Genomic DNA, 21,450 nt, shown 5'->3' on the forward strand with positions numbered 1-21,450 from the left:
CTTTCGATCAGGCGACCTTGCCTTCGCGCAGCCCCCAGGCCTCGAACCTCAAGTCCTGGAAGTCCCCGACGATGCGCAGCGCCAGCGCCGAGCCGGCGAAGGCCTGCGCCCAGAACGGGTCGCTGGACTCCACTTCGAAATACACGCTCTGCGCGTAGTACGGCACCTGGCGCGGCGGATTGGGCGCCGGGATCAGTCGCGCGCCCGGCAATTGCAGGTCCACCAGTTTCTGGATCTGCTCCACCGCGCCCAGCTTGGCCTGCTGCGGCAGCAACTGGCGCAGCTTGTCCGCCGGCATCGCCGCGGAGAAGGCAAACACCATCTTCTGCAGCTTCCACTGGCGGTCCACCACGCAGACGTGGACCTGGTCGCCGCGGTCTTCGAACTTCAGCGGCAGCACCGGGGTTTCGATCACCCTGGCCAGCGCGTAGCGCAAGGTGGCCGCCAGCGGCTCGAAGCTGGCCTGCAATTCCTCGTGCCGATAGGCGAACTGCCGCTCGGCCAAGGCCTCGTCGACGCCGGGCAGCACGCTGAGCCGGCCCAGCAGGCCGATCAGCTCCTGGAACAGCAAGGCCGGCGGCAGCGGGTCGAAGGCGTCCAGGTGGGCCAATCGCATCCGGTATTCGGCGATGCCCTGGCGCAGCATCAGCTCCACCAGGTCCGCCAGGCCGCCGCCGGCGGACAGCAGCCGCAAGCCGGCGCTGCCGGCCAGCCGCACTTGCAGCGTGCTTTGCAGCTCCTCGATCAGCGCGCGCAGCGTCTGGTGGGCGCGGCTGTCCAGCAGCGGCGGGATGAAGCGCGGGTCCAGCAGCAGGGTCAGCGCGCTGCTGCGCCCGGCCACCCGAGCGAAGGGCAAGGCGGTTTCGTCGGCGCGCAGCTGCGATTGCCAGCACAGCCGCGTCATCATGCGGCCGGTTTCCAGCGTCAGCCGCCGCGGCGAGCCCGGCGCGTCCAGGCCCACGCTGAGGTCGGGCACCTCGGTGGCGGCGGCGTGGTAGCGCGCGGCGGCCGGCGCGTCGCCGAAGGCCATTTCCGGGCCGCCGCAACCGGAGGCCGGCAGCGCCAGGCAGGCGATGTCGCCGGCCTGGGCGTCCGAGGTGTCCAGCGGCGCCGGCAAGGGGTCGTGCGCCGGCAGCGCGAACGGGGTGCCGTCCGGCAGCACGCCTTCGGCGGCGCGCAGGCCCAGCCGGCCCAGGCCCAGGCCGTCGCTGTCCACGTCCAGCCGGAAAAAGCCCCAGCCGTGATTGGAGGTCTGGCGCAGCCGCAGGCCGAACTGATGGGCCAGATGGCGTTCCTGCTGCTGAAAATGCTGGGTTTCTATCAACATGCCGTCGCTCCAGGCGACGGGTCCTACCGGCAAAGCGCTCATGGGCTTTCCTCCAGATGGGCGATGGGCGCCTTGCGCGTTTTGCGCCAAGGCTTGCGGCCGGGTTTGGCCGGCGAAGGCGGCGCGGCCTGGGCCGCCGCCGCTGCGGCTTCCGCCAGCGGCGCGGCGGCGGGCCGCAGCGCGTCGGTGATGCGGTTGCGTTCCAGCAGCACCGCCAGATGGATCAGTTGGCGGCCGTCAACCCGAAGACGCAGCGGCGCGTAACCGGGCGGCTTGCTGGCGAAGTCCGCGTCCGCCAACAGCCAGACCGGGTCCGAGCCGGAGGCCGGCAGCAGCACTTGCTGCACCTGGTTGGGCGCCACCACGTGGCGGGATTCGGCCGCCACCTCGCGGCCGCGCTGGGCGCAGCTGGAATCTTCCAGCCCGGCAGGCGGCAGCCAGTTGGCCTCGCGCACCACGTACAGGCAGACCTGCACCGGCCGCGGGCCGCCGCCGCTGTTGTTGAGCTGGCCGCCGCCCACCAGGGTCACGTGCAGCTGGCGCGGTCCCTCGTCGCCGCGCGAGGAGAACAGCGAGGAGCAGCCTGCCAGGCCGGCCAGCGCGCACAGCAGCAGCGCGCGCCGGACAAAGGGAAAGGACGTCATTAGCTCAAGGTCATGGTGATGGTCTGGGAAGGCGCCACCGTCTGCCCGGCGGTGTTCTGGTTATTGGGCAGATTGGTGTCGGTCAGCCGCGTCTGCGGCGCGCCCTGGATCAGCACCTTGCCGGAGCCGGTCACATGGCGGGACAACGCCGCCACCGTGCCGGAGGCCACCCCGCCCATCGAACCGCCCTCGTCGCCGTGGGTCATCGGAATGATGGTGTTGAGGTTGTGCACCGGGCCGCCGGCGTAAATGATGGTCGGCACGTTCGGCACCGCCTCCGGCTTGTTGGCGGTATTGGCGTAGGTGGACGGAATCCCCAGCGGCGGGGTCTTGCAGACATCGGAGGCCGCCAGGGCCATGCCGCCGGCGGAACAATTGGCGAACATCGCGTTTCTCCTCAAGCTACGTGGATCTGGCCGGCGTCCAGCTTCAACAGCGAAGCTGAACTCAGCGCCGTGCTCTTGGCGTGCAGCCCCATGTGGCGGTCCGCGTGCAACAGCAGGCTGCCGCTGTGCGCGGCGTCGGTGCCGCCGATATGGGTCTGCCGCTCCTCCGCCGCGGTGGAGATGGCCTGGGCGCGGCTGTTGAGCTGCCGGCCGCTCAGGCTCAGTTCGCCGTCGGCGCACAGATGCAATTCCGCGGCGTGCAGCTGCACGCTGGCCGCGCCCAACTCCAGCCGGCAGACGCCGGCCGGCTGCGGCCGCTCCAGAATGGCCAGCACCCAGCACGCTTCGTCCGCCGCCGCCAGCTGCACCAGGTCGCCGCGCTGCGGCCGCACCAGGCAGCTGAAGGCGGCGCGCGCCCGGCGCAGCGCGCCGGACGGCAGGCGGACCAGCCATTCGCCTTCCCCCTCGCCTTGCGCGCACACCCTCGCCGGCAGCCATTCCTGGCTGGGGCGCGGGGTTTTCGCGCCCACGCGCAGCGCGCGCAGCACCGGATCGGATTCGGCCGGGGTTTCCGCCCAGGCCAGGGCGCTCTCTTGCATCCATGTCATCATGCGGCTCCTCTAGGTCCGGGCTGCGCCTGTTGCCGCCAGGCCCGGTCTTGCTCAAGTTTGCTATCGTCGAACAGCGCGCCGGCGGTGTCCGCCGCGCTCCATGCGCCGCGCGGCTGGCCTATCAGCCTGCCGCCGCGGCAATCGCAGCCGGACAGCTTCACCGACTGCAGCGCGGCGCCGCTGGCGTCCAGCCCGCGCAGATTGGCGCCGGACAGATTGACCTGTTCCAGCCGCGCCTGCCGCAGCGACAGCCGCGGCGCGTTCAATTGCTCGAAGGCGCAATCCTCCAGCCGCGCGCCGTCGAACATGGCCTGTTCCAGATCGGTCTCGCGCGCCTGCACCCGCCGCAGCCGCGCCTGGTCGAAACTGGCGCCGGCGAGCCGGCTGGCGCGGATGGCGCCGCCGTTCCAGACGCTGTGCGACCAGGCCGCCTGCCGCAGCTCGCAGTGGTCCAGCGCCATATGCTCCAGTTCGCAATCTATCCAGCGCGCGTTCAGGCCGCGGCAGGCGCTCAGCGCCACGCGCCGGGCCTGGCTCTGGCCGTGGATGAAGTTGTGCAGCTGGGCGCCTTCCACGCTGAAGCCGTCCAGCTGGTTGCGGATCCAGGCGCAGTCGGACCAGCGCCCGCCCTGCAGCTGCCACTCCCGCAAGCGGCAGTCGACGAAGGAACCGTGAGCGCTGTGAACCTCGCTCAAGCGCCAGCCGGCGGCGTCCAGCTCCACGCAGGAAAAGTCCCGCTGCCGGCCGCCGCGCCACTCAGCCCCGGACGCGCTCACCCGCTGCCAGCCCACCCGCTCCAGTTCGCACTCCTCCCAGACGCAGTCGACGAACTGACTGTCGGCGCAACCCATTTCGCGCCAGACGCAGCGTTCGAAACGGTTGGCCTCGAAGCGGCAATTGACGAAGCGCGTCTCTTCGAAACGGCACTGTCGCCAGTGCACGCGCTCGAAACGGCAGTCGATGTAGACGGTGCGGCTCAGCGTCGCCGCCGGCGGCGCGTCGAAGTGGCGGCCCTCCACCACGGCGGGCAGTTGCCCGGCCAGCTCGCGCAGCGAGTCCTCCCGCGCCGCGCTCATTGCGCCCTCCTCGGCCAGTCCTGGCGGCCGGTTTCCAGATTGCCGCGCCAGCCGCCGCCGGCCGGCGGCCGCATCCAGGCGGTTTTGGCGTCGATCAGATTGCAGCCCTCCATCCGGCTGTCGCTCAAGGTCGCGCCGTAGAACAGCGCGTCCTTCAAGGCGCAGGCTTCGAAGCGCGCGCGCGACAGCTCGGCGTGGGTGGCGTTGAGGCCGTCCAGCGCGCAGCCCCGCCACAGCGAGTCCGGCGCGCTCAGCCTTTGCGCGTGCAGCTGCGGGCAGGCGCAGTGCTCGATCCGCAGCTGAGCCGCGTCCAGTTCCTGCCAGCTGCAAGACAGCAGCTCGCAATCCTCCAGCCGCGCCTGGCGCAGCGAGCTGCCGTGCGACATCACGCCGAAGCGCTGCTGGCAGCGCTGCCAGACGCTGGCGGACAAATCGGTGTCCAGCGCGCTGAACTTCAGCAGCCGGCACTGCCGCCAGCCGCTGCGCGGCAGCTGGCATTCCACCAGGCCCAGGCCGTCGGCCTGCACCCCGGTGAAGCGCCAGTCCTCGGCGCGCACCCGGCACCAGTTGACCTGGTCCCAGCGCAGCTGGCCTACCCAGCCGCCGGCGCCGCCCTCGCCCTGCACCGTGACCGCGCGCCAGGCGCCGCCGTTGACCGCGATGTCGTCCAGCCGGCAATCCTCTATGCCCAGCTGCGCCAGTTCCACGCCGTTCCAGACGCTGGCGCCCAGATTGCAGCGGTTCAGGCCGCCGCCGCTCCAGCGCACCGCGTCCAGCACGGTGCCGGCCAGCGAGCAATCGACGAACTGCACCTGCTCCAGCCGGCATTGCCGCCAGCGGCCGTGGTCCAGCTTGCAGCGCTCGAAACGGATCTGGCTCAGCTCGCGGCCGTCGAAGACCAGGCCGCTCAGATCGGCGTCGCGTATGGTCAGCTCGCTCCAGGGGCCGCGCTCGCTTTGCAGCCGCGCGCGCCAGTCCTCGCCGTCGGACGCCGCTTGCGGCAGGCCGGCCAAGGCGTTTTCATTGGCGCGGACGAAGGACTGCAGCCGAGTCTGCGCCGCCTGCGCCTCGCGCAAGTCCTCGTGGCTCCGCTCCAGCCGCGCGCGGATTTCGGCGCGATCGCGCGGCGGCGGCGCGAAGCGCGGGTGGTCGGCGGAATCGAGTATCTGTTCCCAGACCCAGCCGCGCGCCGGGTCCGGCATCAGCGCGTGATCGGCCAGCAGCAGCGGGTCCTGGTCGTCCAGCCGCGCGCGGCGTTCGGCGAAGGCGACCAGCGCCTCCGGCCGCTCCGCTTCGGCGGCGTCCTTGAAACCCAGCGCCAGCCGGCCTACGCCGTCGTCCAGCACATAGTCCAAGGGCAGGAAGCCGTTCCACCACATCACGCCCAGGTCCGCGTCCGGCAGCAGCCACACCGTCTGCAGCGCCAGTTCCGGCCGCTCGTCCAGCGGGCCGTCGCCGCGACCGGCCAGCAACAGCGGCCGCAAGGCCGGCAGCCGGCCCTGGATCTCGCCGCCGTGAAAACCATTGAGCAGATACGGCGCTTGCTCCGGCCAGCACGCCTGATCCGACCATTGATCCGGCGCCGCCTGCTGGAAAAAACGCAGGTCGGTGGCCGCCGGCCAGCCCATATGGCTGCCGTCGTCCGCCATCGCCTGCGGCGAGCCGGCGAAGCGCGGCTGCCATTGGCGGCGCTCCGGCCAATCGCTGCCCAGCGGCCCCATCGCCGCCAGCGGCGCCGGGCTCACGCTCAAACCGCGGACCCGCTGCAAGGGCGGCGCCGCGTGGCGCTGGCCGAAAGGGTTTTCGCCTTGCAGGCCGGCGGCGGCCTGGCGCGGGTCCAGCGCCAGGCTGGCCTCGGCGCGGCCGCCGTCCAGCCGCGGCCGCGCCCGGCAGCTGGCGATCTTGCGCACGCCGCCCAGCTCGGCTTCGGCCAGCCAGTCCAGCGCGCCGGCGCCGGCCGCCGGCCCGCGATAATGCGCGCTGCCCAGCAGCAGCCATTCCGCGCGCAGCTTGGGCATCGCCGGTTCGAACAGCGGCAGCGCCGGGTCCGCGGCCTTGATCGCCTCCCAGCACGCGGCCTCGTGCGCCAGGATGAAGGGATCGCTCAGGCGGAAGCCGATGCCGACGCCGACGCGCAACATGGCTTGAGCGCCGATCTGGGTGCGCGACGAGGACACGAGCGCCGCCTGGGGTTTGATATGACGCAAGGGCATCAGCTTTTGACCTCCATGCCGACTTTTTTCAGATCCACGCCGGTGTCCGAGTAGGACGCGCCGGTGCAGGAATAATCGAATCCGGTGGTGGAGCTGCTGAAGCCCTTGCTGCTGACTTCCGAGCCCACCGAACTGAGGCTGGAACCGGTGGATGACATGCTGCTACCCACCGCCTTGGTTTCGGAACCGGTCAGCGAGGTGTCGCTGCCTGTCAAGGACACCGATACGCCGGTAGTGGACGCCGAGCAGCCGGTGACGCTGACATCGGCCCCGGTGGTGGACATCTTGCTGCCGGTCACGCTGGTGGCGCTGCCGGTGGTCGACATATCGGTGCCAGTCACGCTGATCGAGGTGCCGGTGTCCGACATCGAGGTGCCGGTCACACTCTTGGAGCTGCCGGTGACCGAGCAACTATTGCCGGTGACGCTGCTGTCCGTGCCGGTGTAGGACGAGGACACTCCGGTCATGCTTTGCGACATGCCGGTGGCCGACACGCTGGTGCCGGTCATCGAGCAAGAAATGCCGGTCATGCCCTGCGAGGTGCCGGTCACCGAAGTGCTGGTGCCGGTCAGGCTGGTGGACACGCCGGTAAAGCTGGTGGACACCCCGGTGAAACTGGTATCCACGCCAGTGAAGCTGGTGGACACGCCGGTAAAGCCGGTGGATACCCCGGTGAAGCCAGTGGAGACACCGGTAAAGCTGGTCGATACCCCGGTGAAGCTGGTGGACAGACCGGTAAAGCTGGTATCCACCCCTGTGAAGCTGGCCGACAGGCCGGTAAAGGACACCGATACGCCGGTGTAACTGATCGACGCGCCGGTGACCGAAGTCGAAGTACCTTCCACCGATATGTTTTTATCCTGCCCTACCGCCTCCGAGCTGTTGCGCTCGGTGGTCTGCTGCATGTCGCGCTCGGCGTGCACCATCACCCGCTCGGCGCCGCGCTGGTCGTCGAAAGTGATCTGGCTGGCGTTGCTGTAACGGCCCTGCTTCAAGGAACGCGTGACCAGGCCGGTGTAGCGGATGTCTTTCGGCAAGTCGTAAGGCGTCGGGTTGTCGCCGTTGTAGACGATGCCGGTGACCATGGGCCGGTCCAGATCGCCATCGACATAGGTGACCAGCACTTCCTGGCCCACCCGCGGCATCGCCAGCACGCCCCAACCCTTGCCGGCCCAGGCCTGAGACACCCGGATCCAGCACGAGGCGTCCTCCTCCTGGGTCTTGTAACGGTCCCAGTGGAAGTGCACGCGGATGCGGCCCAGCTTGTCGGTGTGCACCTCCGCGTTCACCGGCCCCACCACCGTCGCGCTCTGGATGCCGGGCAGAACCGGCTTGGGCGTCAGCCGCAGCGGCCGGAACGGCCGGTCGTCCCGCATCGCGCGGAACACGACCATCACATTGCGGCCCTGCCCGCTGCTGTCCGGCCCGTCCTGCAAGAAGGTCAGCTGGCTGGCGGCCACGTAGTAGCGGCGGTTGCGCGCCGCGTCCGGATGGCCGTCCAGCGTGAAGGCGCCGCCGGTGGCCAGGCCGCGGGCGTTGGCGGTGCCGGTCAGTTGGTGGGAATCCGCCTGCAAGGCCTCCAGCCGCAGCCGCGCCAGCCGGTCGCCGCCGGCCTGGTCGCTGTAGCCGGCGCCGTAGTCGTAATGCTCCAGCCGGATGCCGTCCAGGCTGGCCTGGGTTTCCTGGGCGTCGCTGTCCAGCCGGTTGGACGGCGCGTGGTAGTCGAAGTCGCGCAGCGCGACATTGGTCGGCCGCACCCGCCGCGTGCGTTGCAGCCGCTGCACGCCTTCGCGGCCCGGCACCGGGCGGAATTCGTCGCCGTCCGGCAGGAAGCGCAGCTGGCCGTAGCCGGCGGACAGATCGTCGAAGCGCTGGGTGTCGGACAGCACCACCACGTGGCGCTCCGGCTGATGCTCGATCCAGAAGTAAATGCCCTCGTCTTCCAGCAGGCGCTTGACGAAGTCGAGGTCGGACTCCAGGAACTGCACGCAGTATTCTCGCGGCTCGTAGGCGTGTTCCAGTTCGAAGCGGAAGTCCGGCCGCTGATGCTCGCCGAAGACCTGCTCGACGATCTGCGGCACCGTCAGCTGCTGGAACACGCGGCAGTTCTGGTTCTCGGCCAGGAAGGACAGCCAGCTGCCCAGTTCCAGCGTATAGGTGTAGCTGTCCTGGGTCTGGCCGCTGTCGTAGCCGCCCAGCACCTGGCAGTGGAAGGGCCGGACGCCCTCGTCGCCCAGGTCAATGTCCACCGTCAGCTGCGAGCCCAGCAGGCCGTCCAGGTCCAGCGCCGGATCGGCGCAGGCGATGTCGAGCTGGTAGCTGGGCTCTTGCGACAGGCGCTCGTCCGCCTTGAAGCTCAAGGCGACGCTGTCGGCGTCCAGCAAGGGGCTGTGCAATTCGATCAAGCGCATGCCTGTCCTCCTTTCCCGTGTCCGAACCTTGGCCGCGTCATCAGCTTTTCACCTGCATGCCCAGCTTCTTCAGATCCACGCCGGTGTCCGAATAGGACGCGCCGGTGTAGGAATAGCTGACCCCGGTGGTGGAGCAACTGGAGCCGGTGCTGGACACGCTGGAGCCGGTGCTGCTGACCGAGGAGCCGGTGGTGGACATGCTGGAGCCGGTGACGCCGGTGGACGAACCTGTGACCGAGATCGACGAGCCGGTGACGCTGGCGGAGGCGCCGGTGGTGGACACCGAGCAACCGGTGACGCTGGCGGACGAACCGGTGGTGGACATCGAGCAACCGGTGACGCTGGTGGACGAACCGGTGGTGGACATCGAGGTGCCGGTGATGCTGGTGGACGATCCTGTATCCGACATCGAGGTGCCGGTCACGCTCTTGGAGGTGCCGGTGACCGAGCAACTATTGCCGGTGACGCTGCTGGAGGTGCCGGTATAAGAGGACGACACCCCGGTCATGCTTTGCGACATGCCGGTGGCCGACACGCTGGTGCCGGTCATCGAGGTGGACACGCCGGTCATGCTCTGCGAAGTGCCGGTCACCGAGGTGCTGGTGCCGGTCAGGCTGGTGGACACCCCGGTGAAGCTGGTGGACACCCCGGTGAACCCGGTCGAGATCCCGGTAAAGCTGGTGGACACGCCGGTAAAGCCGGTGGACACCCCGGTGAAGCCGGTGGAGACGCCGGTAAAGCTGGTCGATACCCCGGTGAAGCTGGTGGACAGGCCGGTGAAGCTGGTCGACACCCCGGTGAAGCTGGCCGACAGGCCGGTAAAGGACACCGACACCCCGGTGAAGCTGATCGAGGCGCCGGTGACCGAAGTGGAGGTGCCCTTGACCGAGGTGTTCTTGTCCTGCCCCACCGCCTCCGAGCTATTGCGCTCGGTGGTCTGCTGCATGTCGCGCTCGGCGTGCACCATCACCCGCTCGGCGCCGCGTTGGTCGTCGAAAGTGATCTGGCTGGCGTTGCTGTAACGGCCCTGCTTTAGCGAACGCGTGACCAGGCCGGTGTAGCGGATGTCTTTCGGCAAGTCGTAAGGCGTCGGGTTGTCGCCGTTGTAGACGATGCCGGTGACCATGGGCCGGTCCAGATCGCCGTCGACATAGGTGACCAGCACTTCCTGGCCCACCCGCGGCATCGCCAGCACGCCCCAGCCCTTGCCGGCCCAGGCCTGCGATACCCGAATCCAGCACGAGGCGTCCTCCTCCTGGGTCTTGTAACGGTCCCAGTGGAAGTGGACGCGGATGCGGCCCAGCTTGTCGGTGTGCACCTCCGCGTTCACCGGCCCCACCACCGTCGCGCTCTGAATGCCCGGCAGAACCGGCTTGGGCGTCAGCCGCAGCGGCCGGAACGGCCGGTCGTCCCGCATCGCGCGGAACACGACCATCACATTGCGGCCCTGGCCGCTGCTGTCCGGCCCGTCCTGCAAGAAGGTCAGCTGGCTGGCGGCCACGTAGTAGCGGCGGTTGCGCGCCGCGTCCGGATGGCCGTCCAGCGTGAAGGCGCCGCCGGTGGCCAGGCCGCGGGCGTTGGCGGTGCCGGTCAGCTGGTGGGAATCCGCCTGTAAGGCCTCCAGCCGTAGCCGCGCCAGCCGGTCGCCGCCGGCCTGGTCGCTGTAGCCGGCGCCGTAGTCGTAATGCTCCAGCCGGATGCCGTCCAGGCTGGCCTGGATTTCCTGGGCGTCGCTGTCCAGCCGGTTGGACGGCGCGTGGTAGTCGAAATCGCGCAGCGCGACATTGGTCGGCCGCACCCGCCGCGTGCGTTGCAGCCGCTGCACGCCTTCGCGGCCCGGCACCGGGCGGAATTCGTCGCCGTCCGGCAGGAAGCGCAGCTGGCCGTAGCCGGCGGACAGATCGTCGAAGCGCTGGGTGTCGGACAGCACCACCACGTGGCGCTCCGGCTGGTGCTCGATCCAGAAGTAAATGCCCTCGTCTTCCAGCAGGCGCTTGACGAAGTCGAGGTCGGACTCCAGGAACTGCACGCAGTATTCGCGCGGCTCGTAGGCGTGTTCCAGTTCGAAGCGGAAGTCCGGCCGCTGATGCTCGCCGAACACCTGCTCGACGATCTGCGGCACCGTCAGCTGCTGGAACACGCGGCAGTTCTGGTTCTCGGCCAGGAAGGACAGCCAGCTGCCCAGTTCCAGCGTATAGGTGTAGCTGTCCTGGGTCTGGCCGCTGTCGTAGCCGCCCAGCACCTGGCAATGGAAGGGCCGGACGCCCTCGTCGCCCAGGTCGATGTCCACCGTCAGCTGCGAGCCCAGCAGGCCGTCCAGGTCCAGCGCCGGATCGGCGCAGGCGATGTCGAGCTGGTAGCTGGGCTCTTGCGACAGGCGCTCGTCCGCCTTGAAGCTCAAGGCGACGCTGTCGGCGTCCAGCAAGGGGCTGTTCAGTTCGATCAAACGCATGCGGTTTCTCCCGGGGTGGCGGCTTCGGCCGGCGCGGCAGACGGCAGCGGCACGCCCTCCCCGTCGTCGAAAATCAGTTCCAGCTTGTCGGCGGCGCTCAGGCGCACGCTGCGCAGGGCGCGGTCGGTGGCGCGCGCTTCCAGCACGCCGCGGGCGATGGCCGGCATCACCCGCTGGCGCAGCAGGTCGCCCACCGCGCGGCCGCTGGCCGGGTGCCGGGCCACCGCGCGGGCGATCCAGTCCGCGGCCTCGGCGTCGGCGCGCCAGTCCAGACCGTTGGCGCTCAGGCGCAGGCCGATGTCGTCCAAGGCCTGGCGCGCGATGCCGGCCAAGGCCGGCTCGCCCAGCGGCCGGAAAGCCACCACCCGCATCCGCGCCAGCAAGGCCGGCGCGAAGCGGCGCTGCAAGCGCTCCCGCGCCAAGGCGTCCAGCCGGGACTGCGAGACTTCGGCTTCGGCGGCGCAGGCGGCTTCGATTTCGGCGTCGCCCAGATTGCTGGTCAGCAAAATCAGGCAGTTGCGGAAGTTGATGTGCCGCCCCTCGCCGTCCTCCATCCAGCCCTGGTCGAACACTTGGTAGAACATTTCGTGCACGTCCGGGTGGGCGCGGTCGAATTCGTCCAGCAACAGCACGCTGTAGGGCTTCTTGCGCACCGCCTCGGTCAGCCGGCCTCCGCGGCCGTAGCCGACATAACCCGGCGGCGCGCCCTTCAGCGTGGACACGGTGTGGGCTTCCTGGAATTCGTTCATATTGAAGCGCAACAGATTGCGTTCGCCGCCGAACAGCGCCTGCGCCAGTTCGGCCGCGGTCTGGCTCTTGCCGGTGCCGGTGGGGCCGGCCAGCAGCATCACCGCCAGCGGCCGACGCGGATCGCCCAGGCCGGAGTGCGCCACTTGCAGCGCCTCGACGATGGCGTCCAGCCCGCTTTCCTGGCCCTGGATGCGCTGGTTCAGCCCCTCGCGCAGCGCCATCAGCCGGCGCGCCTCGTCCTGGGCCATCTGGGTGACCGGCACTTGGGTCCATTCCGACAGCACTTCGGCGATGGCGTGGGCGTCCACCCAGGGCCGCACCAGACGCTCGGCGCCGCTCAGCGCCTCGGCCCGCCGCGGATCGGCGCCGTCGGTTTCCAGCGCGTCCAGCCAGGCGCCCACTTCGGCGCGCTGCTCGCGCAGGGCCGCGTCCAGCTCGTCGGCGCTAGCGGCGGCCTCGGCCCGCTCCCGCTCCAGTTCCGCCGCGTCCTCCGTCTCGGCCAGGCCCAGCCGCGCGTCGCTGGCGCGCCAGTTCAGCGCCTGCTCCAGCGTCATGGTGCGGTGGCGCAGCCGGTCCAGCGCCGCCGGCTGGCAGCTCTGGCTCATCGCCACCCGCGCGCAAGCGGTGTCCAGCAGGCCTATCGCCTTGTCCGGCAATTGCCGCGACGGCAGGTAGCGGCGCGACAGCGTCACCGCGGCGCGCAAGGCGGCGTCGACGATGCGCACGCCGTGATGGCCGGCGAAGCGCGGCGCGATCATGCGCAGCATGTCCACCGCGGTGTCGTCGTCCGGCTCGTCCACCGCCACGGTCTGGAAGCGGCGCACCAGCGCGGCGTCCGGTTCGATGAACTGCTTGTATTCCGACCAGGTGGTGGCGGCCACCATGCGCAGCTGGCCGCGCGCCAGCATCGGCTTGATCAGGTTGGCGGCGTCGCCGGTGCCGGCGTTGCCGCCGGCGCCGATCAGGGTGTGGGTTTCGTCGCAAAACAAGATAACGGGCGCCGGCGCGGCGATCACCGCGTCTATCACCGAGCGCAGCCGCTGCTCGAACTCGCCGCGCGCGCCGGCGCCGGCCTGCAGCCTGGCCACGTCCAAGGCCCAGATCTGCGCGCCGCGCAGGCCCGGCGGCACTTCGCCGCGATGGATGCGCTGGGCCAGCGCCTCAGCCACCGCGGTCTTGCCGACGCCGGCCTCGCCCACCAGGATGGGGTTGTTCTGCCGCCGCCGCGACAGCACGTCGATCACCGCGCGCAATTCGGCGTCGCGGCCTATCACCGGGTCCAGCTCGCCGGCGGCCGCCTGCTCGCTCAGGCTCACCGCCCATTGCCGCAGCACCGCGGCCGGATCGGCGGCCTCGCCGGCGGCAGCCTGGGCGGCGGGAGCGTCGGCCGCTTCCGGCCAAGAACCGGCCAGCGCCTCGTAACGCGCGACGATGTCGTCCAACGACAACTTCGCCAGCGCCTGGCCCACCCGGTGCTGCAGCCAGCGCCGCGTCGGCTCCTCGTCCAGCCAAGCCAGCAGCAGGTGCCCGCTGCGCACCTTGGCGGCCGGCGCGGCCACCTGGCTCCAGCTGATGGCCGGCGCCACGCTGCGTTCCAGCGCCGGCGAAATGTCGCGCAGCGATTCGCCGCCGGCCTCGGCGGCGTCCAGCGCCTTGCCCACGCGTTGCAGCGCGGCGGCCGGCTCGCAATCCAGCGCTTCCAGCAAGAGCGCGACGTCGCCGCCGCCGCGGCGCAGCAGGCAAAGCAGCCAATGATCTAGGTCCACCAGCGCGTGCCGGCGCGAGCGCCCCAGCGCGGTGGCTTCCACCAAGGTGTCGTATGCGGTTGGGCCTAAGCGGCCGAAAATGCGTTCTCGGTTCACAGCGGATCCTGGAAAGATTCATACACGGTGAGAGTCCGGAGCGAATCGCCGGGGCGGGACCATGCGTCCACCCCCAGGCGCATGCGCCCCACCTTGCCTGCCAGTTCCGGCCGGGTGCGGATCTGGACCTTGATGACCGGGGCGGCCCGGCCATCGGCGAAATCGGCGGCGACGGCGAACATCGCCAGCACCGCGGGCGCGCCGCGCCGCCAGCGGGAAAACTCGGAGGCGTCGATCGGCCCTATGGTGATGTCCAGCGCGTACTGGGCGTCCCAGATCCGGCTGCCGACGCGCCAGCTGCCCAGCCGGCGCGGCCCGGCGGCGCCGCGCAGCGGAATCCAGCGTCCCTGGCGCGGCGACAGCCGCACCGGCGCGCCGAAATAGCCGGCCAGGATTTTTTGCAGGTCCGCCAGCGAGCGGCGCGGCGCGTGATAAGCGCCGGGGTGGCTGCGCCGGCAGGCGGCGGCGTGGCGGTCCAGCAGCGGCTCGGCCTCCGGCGCGGCGCCGGCCAGCGCGGCGACGCGCTCGGCGAAGGGATGGCGGCCGCGCTCGTAGCCCAGCGCCGGATGCATCGCCGCGCGGGCGGCGTAATGCAGCCAGGCCAGGTCGCCGCAGGCCAGGTTGACGAAGCGTTCGAAGGCCGCGTTGCGCTCCAGCCGGCGCTCGTGCAGCGCGTGCTCGGTGATGTGCAGCGGCAAGGGGCCGTAGGGCGCGAACAGGCCGAAGTGGCGGCACACCACGCTGACGCGCGGCGCGGCGTCTTCCTCCGCCTCTTCCACCTTCACCCCGCTGATCTCGCTGCTGGCGAAATGCATGTCGGCGGCCTGCTCCAGGCCCAGCCAGTCCGGCCGGCGCCGCAGCCGGCTCGCCGCGGCCGCCTCCGGCAGCCGCCATTGCCAGGTTTCGACGCGGCGCATCAGTTCGAAGAAGGTGCGTTGCGGATTCAACTCCCGGATCATCTGCTGCCGTTTCATTGCAGTTCTCCGTCGGCGCGCAGCGTGTTGCCGTGACGGCTGACCAACTCGCCGTCCAGCCGCAGGCTGACCTCGATGCCGTCGTTGAGGGTGACCGCCTGGGCCAACGCCTGCGCCAGCAGCCGGCCGAACAGCCAGCCGCCGCGGTCCGCGTGCATCACGGCGGAGATGTCAATGTCCACCAGGGCGGCGCGCACCAGGGCCTGCGGCGAGCCGCGGCCGGCGGGCAGAAAGCCGGCTTGCAGATGCGCGGCCTTCAGGCTGTCTATGCGCTGCCGGTCCAGCGCCAGTTCCGGCTGGGCGGCCAGCCGCAATTGCTCCGCCAGCCGCGCGACGATGTCCTGGCGGCCCGCGCCGCGCAGGCTGAGCGGGTTCAGGCCGATATGGGCCACCGCCTGCCAGCAGCGCTCCAGGTCCGGGATCGGCCGCGGCGCGCTGGCCGGCCACAGGCATTCCAGCCGCGCCACCGCGCCGCCCTCGGCCCGCAGTTCCGCCGCCGGCAGGTCTTCCGGCCGCCAGCCGCGGTCCGCCACCAGCGCGCGCCCGGTCAGGGTGGCGATGTCGTCCAGGCCGATGTCGCCGGCGCTGGCGGAAATGGTGATCAGATCGTGGCTGCCCAGCGCGTCCGGGCGCGCCTGGCGCGGCCCCTCGCTTTGCAGCGCCGGCTCGCGGCGCAGCGAGTAGCGCGCCGCCGCCGGAGCGCTCTGGTAGCCGCCGGCGTCCAGCGCCGGCCGCGCTTCGCGCGAACGGCCGTTGCTGTCGCAGACATTGATTTCCAGCAAGCGCCACAGGTGGTGCTCGGCCGGCCGCATCCGGTCCACCGGAATCCATTGCTCGGTCTGGTTGGGGTCGTAAGGCACCGGGTCCAGCCGCTTGGGGTAGAGATTGATCGCCGGGGTGGCGAACAGGCGGAACTGGCCGGCGTCGACCTCGCCTATCAGGTCCAGCGGCGCCTGGCGCAAGGCCAGGATCAGTTCGAAGCCGCGCGCCGCCGGCGCCCGCGCCGCCAAGGCCGCCAGCGCGTCCAATTCCACGCTGAGCAGCCGCGCCGGCTGCGCGAAGTACTCGCGCAGCAGCCGCAGACCCGGCAGGCCGCCGGGGTCGGCCGGCAGCAAGGCCTCGTCCTCGTCGGCGGCGGACAGGCGCAGGCCGCTGAGCGGCAATTCCAGCAAAACTTCGCCGCCGCGGCCGTCGTCGGCCGTCGCGTACCAGGCGCCGACGTCGGCCAGCATCGCTCGGTGCAAGGCGTAAGCGCGCGGCAGATCGCCGGCCAGGCTCAGTTGCAGGGGCTTGGCGCCGCCTTCGACGGCGGCCAGCTCGCCCAGCGCCACCGTGCCTTCCAGTTTGAAGCTCAGCCGCAAGGCGGCCTGGGACGAGGCCAGCCGCCGCGCCAGCTCGGCGGACAGCCGGGCCAGGCCGCGGCCGCATTCCGCCCGTTCCAGCCGCAGCGGCAGCAGGGTCACTTCGCGCCCGGTGGCGAAGGTGACCGGCCGGGCGGAACCCGGCAAGGTCGCCTGGATCAGCGTGCCGCGCGGCATGCTGCGGCCGCGGAAGGCTTCCGGCGAGGCGAAGTCGGGATGGAAGGCGAAGCTGCTGATCGCCGGCGTGGCGCTCAGATACAGCGGGCAGACCTGGGCCAGCGCCTGGCGCGCGAATTCCGCGCATTCCAGATCCAGCCGGGTCTGCACCCGGGCCGACAAAAAGGCCACGCCTTCCAGCAGGCGCTCGACGAAGGGATCGGCGACCGAATTCGGCCGCAGGCCGAGCGCCGGGGCGATCTGCGGATGCTCGCGGGCGAAACGCGCGCCGGCTTCGCGCAGATGGCGCAATTCATTATTGTAGTGATCGAGGAAATTCATCCGGCCGCTCCCGCCTCCGCCGCGCGCGGCAGGCCGAAATAGCCGTCCAGATAGTCCAGCGTCAGGCTGAGCCGCAGCGCTTCGCCGCCGTCGCGGGTCACCGCGGCCACGTCGAAATACAGCAGCTGCCGCGTCTGCGGCCCGCTGCCGGCGCGCGCGCTCACTTCCAGCCGCTCCGGGTCCAGCCGCGGCTCAAAGCGGCGGATGGCGTCGCGGATGTGGGCGCTGACGCGCGCCGGGTCGATCCGGCTCGACTTTCTCTCCGCCAGCGGCGGCCGTCCGTAGTTCCACACTGAAGTCTCCAGCTGGCTGCCCGCCGCCAGCGGCAGACGCGCGCCGCGCAGCGCGGCGTTCATCAAGTGCGCCAGATCGCGCGCAATGCTGGCGGCGAGCGTCTCGCGCCCGGCGCGAGCGGACAGTTGGTCGAATAGTCGTGGCGTCATGGCTGCCCGGCACCGCCTTGGCGGCGCCGTCCCGATAGAGAGATAAGAAGGCCGGAAACCCCCGGCGCATGCCTGCTTCAGCGTCTGTTCAAGATCTTGCGGACCTTGAGCCGGCGCTTAAACCGCGGCGTTCAGCTTCAGGTCGTAACCCGCCTTGATCACCGCGCCCATGGTTCCGTCGTTGCGCTGTTCGCGGTATTCGAACTCGATCTTGGCGAAGTTGATCTTGATCTCGTCGGTGGGCAGCACGCTTTCCACGTCGCCGCTGCCGTGGCCCATGATGGCGTAGGGCATATTGCCCAGGGTGCGGAACGAGGACACCAGGCCGCTGGCGAAGGTGATGATCATGAAATCCTGCTGGCCGTTGCCGGACTTGCGGCAGATCAGCTTGGCGCGCGGGATGTGCTCGCCGGTGGCGCACATCAGGAACAGCTTGGGCGAGGCCTTGTTCGAGACCATGCGGAACTCGAAGTCCTTCATTTCCACCTTGCCGGCGCCGCCGCCGCTGCCGAAGCCCCATTTGCCCGAGTTTTCCTCGGCCCATTGCCAGCTCTGAATCTGGATCAGGCCCGTGTACTGCTTGTCAGTTGATTCCCCTTCGACACCTTCGATCTGCAGAAAGTAGTCAACCAATGCATTTGCCATGTTGCGATACTCCGAAAAAAAGTGATGGACATGCCAGACCTGAAACGGAATGCAAGCGCCGGGGCGACTCAGGTCGTTCCCGCCCCGCGCCAAACCAGTCGCCGTCAGACCCGATTCCAGGCCGCATCGCCGAGGCGCTGCGGACAGGAAACCGGTTCTCAGCGGGCGCCCTCCTGCTTGGCCGACGGCAGCTTGGAAACCAGGCGCAGCGACACGGTCAAGCCTTCCAGCTGGAAGTGCGGCCGCAGGAAAAACTGGGCGCGGTAGTAGCCGGGGTTGTCCGGCAGCTCGTCCACCAGCACCTCGGCCGCGGACAGCGGACGCTTGGATTTGGTGATCTCGCTGGAAATGCTCGGATCGCCGTCCACGTAGTTCATCAGCCAGTCGTTGAGCCAGCGCTGGGTGTCTTCCCGCGATTTGAAGGAACCGATCTTGTCGCGGACGATGCACTTGAGGTAATGGGCGAAGCGGCAGGTGGCGAAGATATAGGGCAGCCGCGACGACAGATTGGCGTTGGCGGTGGCGTCGTCGTCCTCGTAGACCGCCGGCCGGTGCACGGTCTTGGCGCCGATGAAGGCCGCCATGTCCGAGTTCTTGCGGTAAACCAGCGGCATCAGGCCGGATTCGGACAGCTCGTGCTCGCGCCGGTCCGAGATGGCGATCTCGGTGGGGCAATGCAACTCCACTTCCTTGTCCTGGGACGGCAGCACGAATTTGGGCAGCACCTCCACCGCGCCGCCGGACTCCACGCCGCGGATCTTGGTGCACCAGCCGTAGGTGCTGAAGGCGCGGGTGATGTTGGCGGCCATCGCGTAGGCGGAATTGGCCCAGCAAAAATCGCTGGCGCGGTTGGGGTCCACCTTCTCCTCGAAGCCGAACTCCTCTATCGGCTGGGTCTTGGGCCCATAAGGCACCCGCGCCAGGAAGCGCGGCAGCGTCAGCGCCAGGTAGCGCGAATCGTTGCTTTCCCGCAGCCGGCGCCAGAACGCGTACTCGGTGGCGGTGAAGATCTTGGACACGTCGCGCGGATTGCCCAGCTCGCTCCAGTCGTCCATCTGCAACAGGCTGGGCGCGGCGGCGGAGATGAAGGGGGTGTGCGCGGCGGCGGCGATCTTGGACATCTCGGTCAGCAAGGCCACGTCCTGGGCGCTGTGGTCGAAGTGGTAGTCGCCCACCAGGCAACCGAAGGGCTCGCCGCCGAACTGGCCGTATTCCTGCTCGTAGATCATCTTGAAGATCGGGCTCTGGTCCCACACCACGCCCTTGTAGCGGCGCAGGGTCTTGCCCAGTTCCTTCTTGGACACGTTCAGGTAGCGGATCTTCAGGTTCTCGGTGGTGTCGGTGTTGGACACTAGGTAGTGCAGGCCGCGCCAGGCGCCTTCCAGCTTCTGGAAATGCTCGTTGTGCAAGACCAGGGTCAGCTGTTCCGATATCTTGCGGTCCAGCTCGGCCACCAATTGCTCCACCGTCTGCGCCACGTCCTCGCGCACCACCACCCGACTGCGGCGCGCATAGGCCAGCAAGGTCTGCACCGCGCTTTGCACCGCCTCGGCGGCTTCATTGGTGCGCGGCCGGAACGAGCGGCGCAGGATGTCCTTCAGGCCGTCGTCAACCGTGGTTTCGGTCTGGCCGGCCGCGGCCGGCGCCAGCATCTCGGCATGGGTGCTCATCTCGCCTCCCCGTCGGCCTGGGCCGCCTCGCCCGCCGCGGCGTCGTCCGCGGGCAGATGCAGGTCCTTCAGCAGCTGCTCGATCAACTCCTCGGCCGCCACTTTGCCGTCCATATAGGTCAACAACTCCTTCAACTGGCTGCGCGCGTCCAGCAGCACCGCCAGCTCGGGAATCTTTTTCACCACCTCGGCCGGCTCGAAGGACTCCATGGAGTCGAAGCTCAAGTCGATCGGGATCAAGGTGCCGTCGTCGGTGATCACGTTCTTCACGTGGTAGCTGAGCTCAGGCGCGATCTGCGCCATCCGCAAGTCGAAGTTCTCCACGTCGATCTCGGTGAAACGGCGGTCTTCCACCGCGCCCAGCGGCTCGGTGTTGTCGCCGGACAAATCCGCCAGCACCCCGGCCACAAAAGGCAGCTCCACCTTTTTCTGCGAACCGTAGACTTCCACGTCGTATTCGATCTGCACGCGGGGCGCACGGCTTTCCCCGATGAATTTCTGCGCATCCTTCTGTCGCGCCATGGCATATGTCCTTTCCCTGATATTGGTTGACTACCCTTGTGAAGGCCGGGGGCGATCCAATTTCGCCACCAGCGCATCCGATTCGGCGAACAGCTCCGCCATCAACTCCTCAAAGCCCGCGCCCAGCATCCGCTTGGCGCGCAACAGAAAGATCGGCGCCGGGTGCCCGGGCTCGTGCTCGCGGAAGTAGGCGACGATCAAGTCCAGCGCCGCCGCCACCTCCTCGCGGCTCTTCAGCGCGCCGGTCGGCGGCGCGCGCGGCGCCGGAGCGGCTTCGGCCAAGGCCGGCGCCTCCGCCGGCGCGGCAAGGGCGGGCGCCAGCGCCGCTTCCAGCTCGTCCAGCAAGGCCTTCAGGCCGGCGCAGTCGAACTGCTCGGCAAAGTCCTCGCGCTCGCTCAGTTCCATCAGGCCGGCCAGGCCGTCGCGCAGCCGCGGCAAGTCACGCCGCGCCCGTTCCCGCGCTTCCGGCGGCGCCGCGGCCGGGTCCTTGGCCAACTGGCCTACGCTGAGCTCGCTGTCCGCGCTCAGCCGGCTGTGCGTCAGCTGATGCAGGAAGGCCGGCCCGCACAGCCAGGCCAGGTGCAAGGCGTGGATTTCGCCCGCCGGCGCGTCCGGCTGTCCGGCCGGACGGATGTTCTCCAGCGGCTGCGCCGCGATCGCCGCCAGCGCCGTCAAGCCCTCCGCCGCACCGGCCAGGCCGCGCTGGGCCATGGTCGCCCGCAGCAGCCAGACGCCCACCCGCACGTCCGCCGCCTTGCGCAGCAAAGCGCGGCTGGCGCTTTCCACGCTGGTCCAGTGAAAAGGCTCCGCGCCCTTGCGCAGCGGGACCTGGCCCACCGCGTCGTATTCGCAGATCGCGGCGTCGACGCGGGCGAAGTCCGCGTCGAAATCCAGCTCTTCCGCGGCCGGGCTGTCCGGCAAAGCGATATCGGCGATGGCGTGGCTCATGGCTTCAGCGTTCATGAAAAATATTGATTCCGGCGGCCGACCGGTTCCAGCCAGCCTCAATGTTTTGAATAAGGCGCCGATAAACGCCTGGCGCGCTTTCACAAAAACTCGAGAACAAAGTTATAAGCAAACGCTTGGGCCTGTCCAAATAAACGGCCGAGGGCAGGTTTACCGGTAAACGCAGGGGAAACGGGGGAAAATTGCACGGCAATACAAATGCATAAATCGGCGTTTCATGACGGGGACGCATGCAAAGAATCGTCGCGCCGCTTGAAAATTTCGCAGCAAAAAAGGCTTGCCGAAGAGGATGACGCAGGCGAAAAAAACAGGAATGGAAGCCGCCGAGGGCTTAATCGGAATCGATTTTCAATGCGGCTCTGAAAAATAAAGCCTTGGTTTGCAAGTGACAGATTTCATTCGCATTTTCAGCCGCGGCTGTCAGGGCCGCGCCGACCTTGCGCGGGAGAATGGGCGCGCCGGTCCGGCGCGCGTCGCGTCCTGTTGTCGCTTGCGCCGGGAAGCGGACAGAAAACCTAGGCATGGCATGGGGCAATGTGTAAAATACATACTTATTAGGATAATTTTGAGAAAAGTTTTTTATATTGCGATTTGCTTAGTGTAAATTGGCATATATGGGTATTGCGCGGAAACTTGCCCT

Annotated in this window: 16 protein-coding genes; all 16 read right to left on the reverse strand. The window is 69.1% G+C overall.

The window, feature by feature from the left end:
* Window positions 1-7 precede the first annotated feature (7 nt).
* A complete protein-coding gene (gene tssK / locus VK98_RS17625; protein WP_048415266.1) occupies window positions 8-1,369 on the reverse strand; it encodes a type VI secretion system baseplate subunit TssK in 1,362 nt (453 codons plus the stop codon).
* Entirely contained in the window at window positions 1,366-1,971 is a 606-nt protein-coding gene (locus VK98_RS17630; RefSeq protein WP_048415267.1) for a type VI secretion lipoprotein TssJ, read from the reverse strand. The genes tssK and VK98_RS17630 overlap by 4 nt, the downstream gene beginning before the upstream one ends.
* Window positions 1,971-2,357 (reverse strand): DUF4150 domain-containing protein, encoded by a 387-nt coding sequence (locus VK98_RS17635; protein ID WP_048415268.1) that lies wholly within the window; start codon window positions 2,355-2,357, stop codon window positions 1,971-1,973. The genes VK98_RS17630 and VK98_RS17635 overlap by 1 nt, the downstream gene beginning before the upstream one ends.
* 11 nt (window positions 2,358-2,368) lie before the next feature.
* On the reverse strand, window positions 2,369-2,956 hold the full coding sequence (locus VK98_RS17640) for a DUF3540 domain-containing protein (RefSeq protein WP_205467867.1): 588 nt from the start codon (window positions 2,954-2,956) through the stop codon (window positions 2,369-2,371).
* Between the two features lie 8 nt (window positions 2,957-2,964).
* The gene (locus VK98_RS17645) at window positions 2,965-4,044 is read right to left on the reverse strand and encodes a pentapeptide repeat-containing protein (protein WP_048415269.1); all 1,080 of its coding nucleotides are present in this window, start codon (window positions 4,042-4,044) and stop codon (window positions 2,965-2,967) included.
* Window positions 4,041-6,257 carry a DUF2169 domain-containing protein gene (locus VK98_RS17650; RefSeq protein WP_197083092.1) on the reverse strand — a complete coding sequence of 739 codons (2,217 nt, stop codon included), beginning with the start codon at window positions 6,255-6,257 and terminating at the stop codon, window positions 4,041-4,043. Before VK98_RS17650 ends, VK98_RS17645 begins: the two co-directional genes overlap by 4 nt.
* The gene (locus VK98_RS17655) at window positions 6,257-8,668 is read right to left on the reverse strand and encodes a type VI secretion system Vgr family protein (protein WP_048415270.1); all 2,412 of its coding nucleotides are present in this window, start codon (window positions 8,666-8,668) and stop codon (window positions 6,257-6,259) included. The genes VK98_RS17650 and VK98_RS17655 overlap by 1 nt, the downstream gene beginning before the upstream one ends.
* A 40-nt stretch (window positions 8,669-8,708) precedes the next feature.
* A complete protein-coding gene (locus VK98_RS17660) occupies window positions 8,709-11,120 on the reverse strand; it encodes a type VI secretion system Vgr family protein (protein WP_048415271.1) in 2,412 nt (803 codons plus the stop codon).
* Window positions 11,111-13,732 carry a type VI secretion system ATPase TssH gene (gene tssH, locus VK98_RS17665; protein ID WP_082159113.1) on the reverse strand — a complete coding sequence of 874 codons (2,622 nt, stop codon included), beginning with the start codon at window positions 13,730-13,732 and terminating at the stop codon, window positions 11,111-11,113. Before tssH ends, VK98_RS17660 begins: the two co-directional genes overlap by 10 nt.
* On the reverse strand, window positions 13,729-14,706 hold the full coding sequence (locus tag VK98_RS17670; protein WP_048415272.1) for a type VI secretion system baseplate subunit TssG: 978 nt from the start codon (window positions 14,704-14,706) through the stop codon (window positions 13,729-13,731). The genes tssH and VK98_RS17670 overlap by 4 nt, the downstream gene beginning before the upstream one ends.
* Complete coding sequence (tssF, locus tag VK98_RS17675; protein ID WP_048415273.1) at window positions 14,703-16,565, reverse strand: type VI secretion system baseplate subunit TssF; 1,863 nt, start codon at window positions 16,563-16,565, stop codon at window positions 14,703-14,705. Before tssF ends, VK98_RS17670 begins: the two co-directional genes overlap by 4 nt.
* A complete protein-coding gene (locus VK98_RS17680) occupies window positions 16,562-17,008 on the reverse strand; it encodes a GPW/gp25 family protein (protein ID WP_048415274.1) in 447 nt (148 codons plus the stop codon). Before VK98_RS17680 ends, tssF begins: the two co-directional genes overlap by 4 nt.
* Before the next feature lie 117 nt (window positions 17,009-17,125).
* A complete protein-coding gene (locus VK98_RS17685; RefSeq protein WP_043590675.1) occupies window positions 17,126-17,653 on the reverse strand; it encodes a type VI secretion system tube protein Hcp in 528 nt (175 codons plus the stop codon).
* Between the two features lie 158 nt (window positions 17,654-17,811).
* Entirely contained in the window at window positions 17,812-19,323 is a 1,512-nt protein-coding gene (gene tssC / locus VK98_RS17690; protein ID WP_156187936.1) for a type VI secretion system contractile sheath large subunit, read from the reverse strand.
* Window positions 19,320-19,844, reverse strand: coding sequence for a type VI secretion system contractile sheath small subunit (gene tssB, locus VK98_RS17695; protein WP_048415275.1), 525 nt, complete (start codon window positions 19,842-19,844; stop codon window positions 19,320-19,322). The genes tssC and tssB overlap by 4 nt, the downstream gene beginning before the upstream one ends.
* Window positions 19,845-19,874: 30 nt before the next feature.
* Entirely contained in the window at window positions 19,875-20,807 is a 933-nt protein-coding gene (locus tag VK98_RS17700; RefSeq protein WP_053077461.1) for an ImpA family type VI secretion system protein, read from the reverse strand.
* Window positions 20,808-21,450 lie beyond the last annotated feature (643 nt).

It is taken from the genome of Chromobacterium sp. LK11 (assembly GCF_001043705.1).
Taxonomy (GTDB): Bacteria; Pseudomonadota; Gammaproteobacteria; order Burkholderiales; family Chromobacteriaceae; genus Chromobacterium; species Chromobacterium alkanivorans.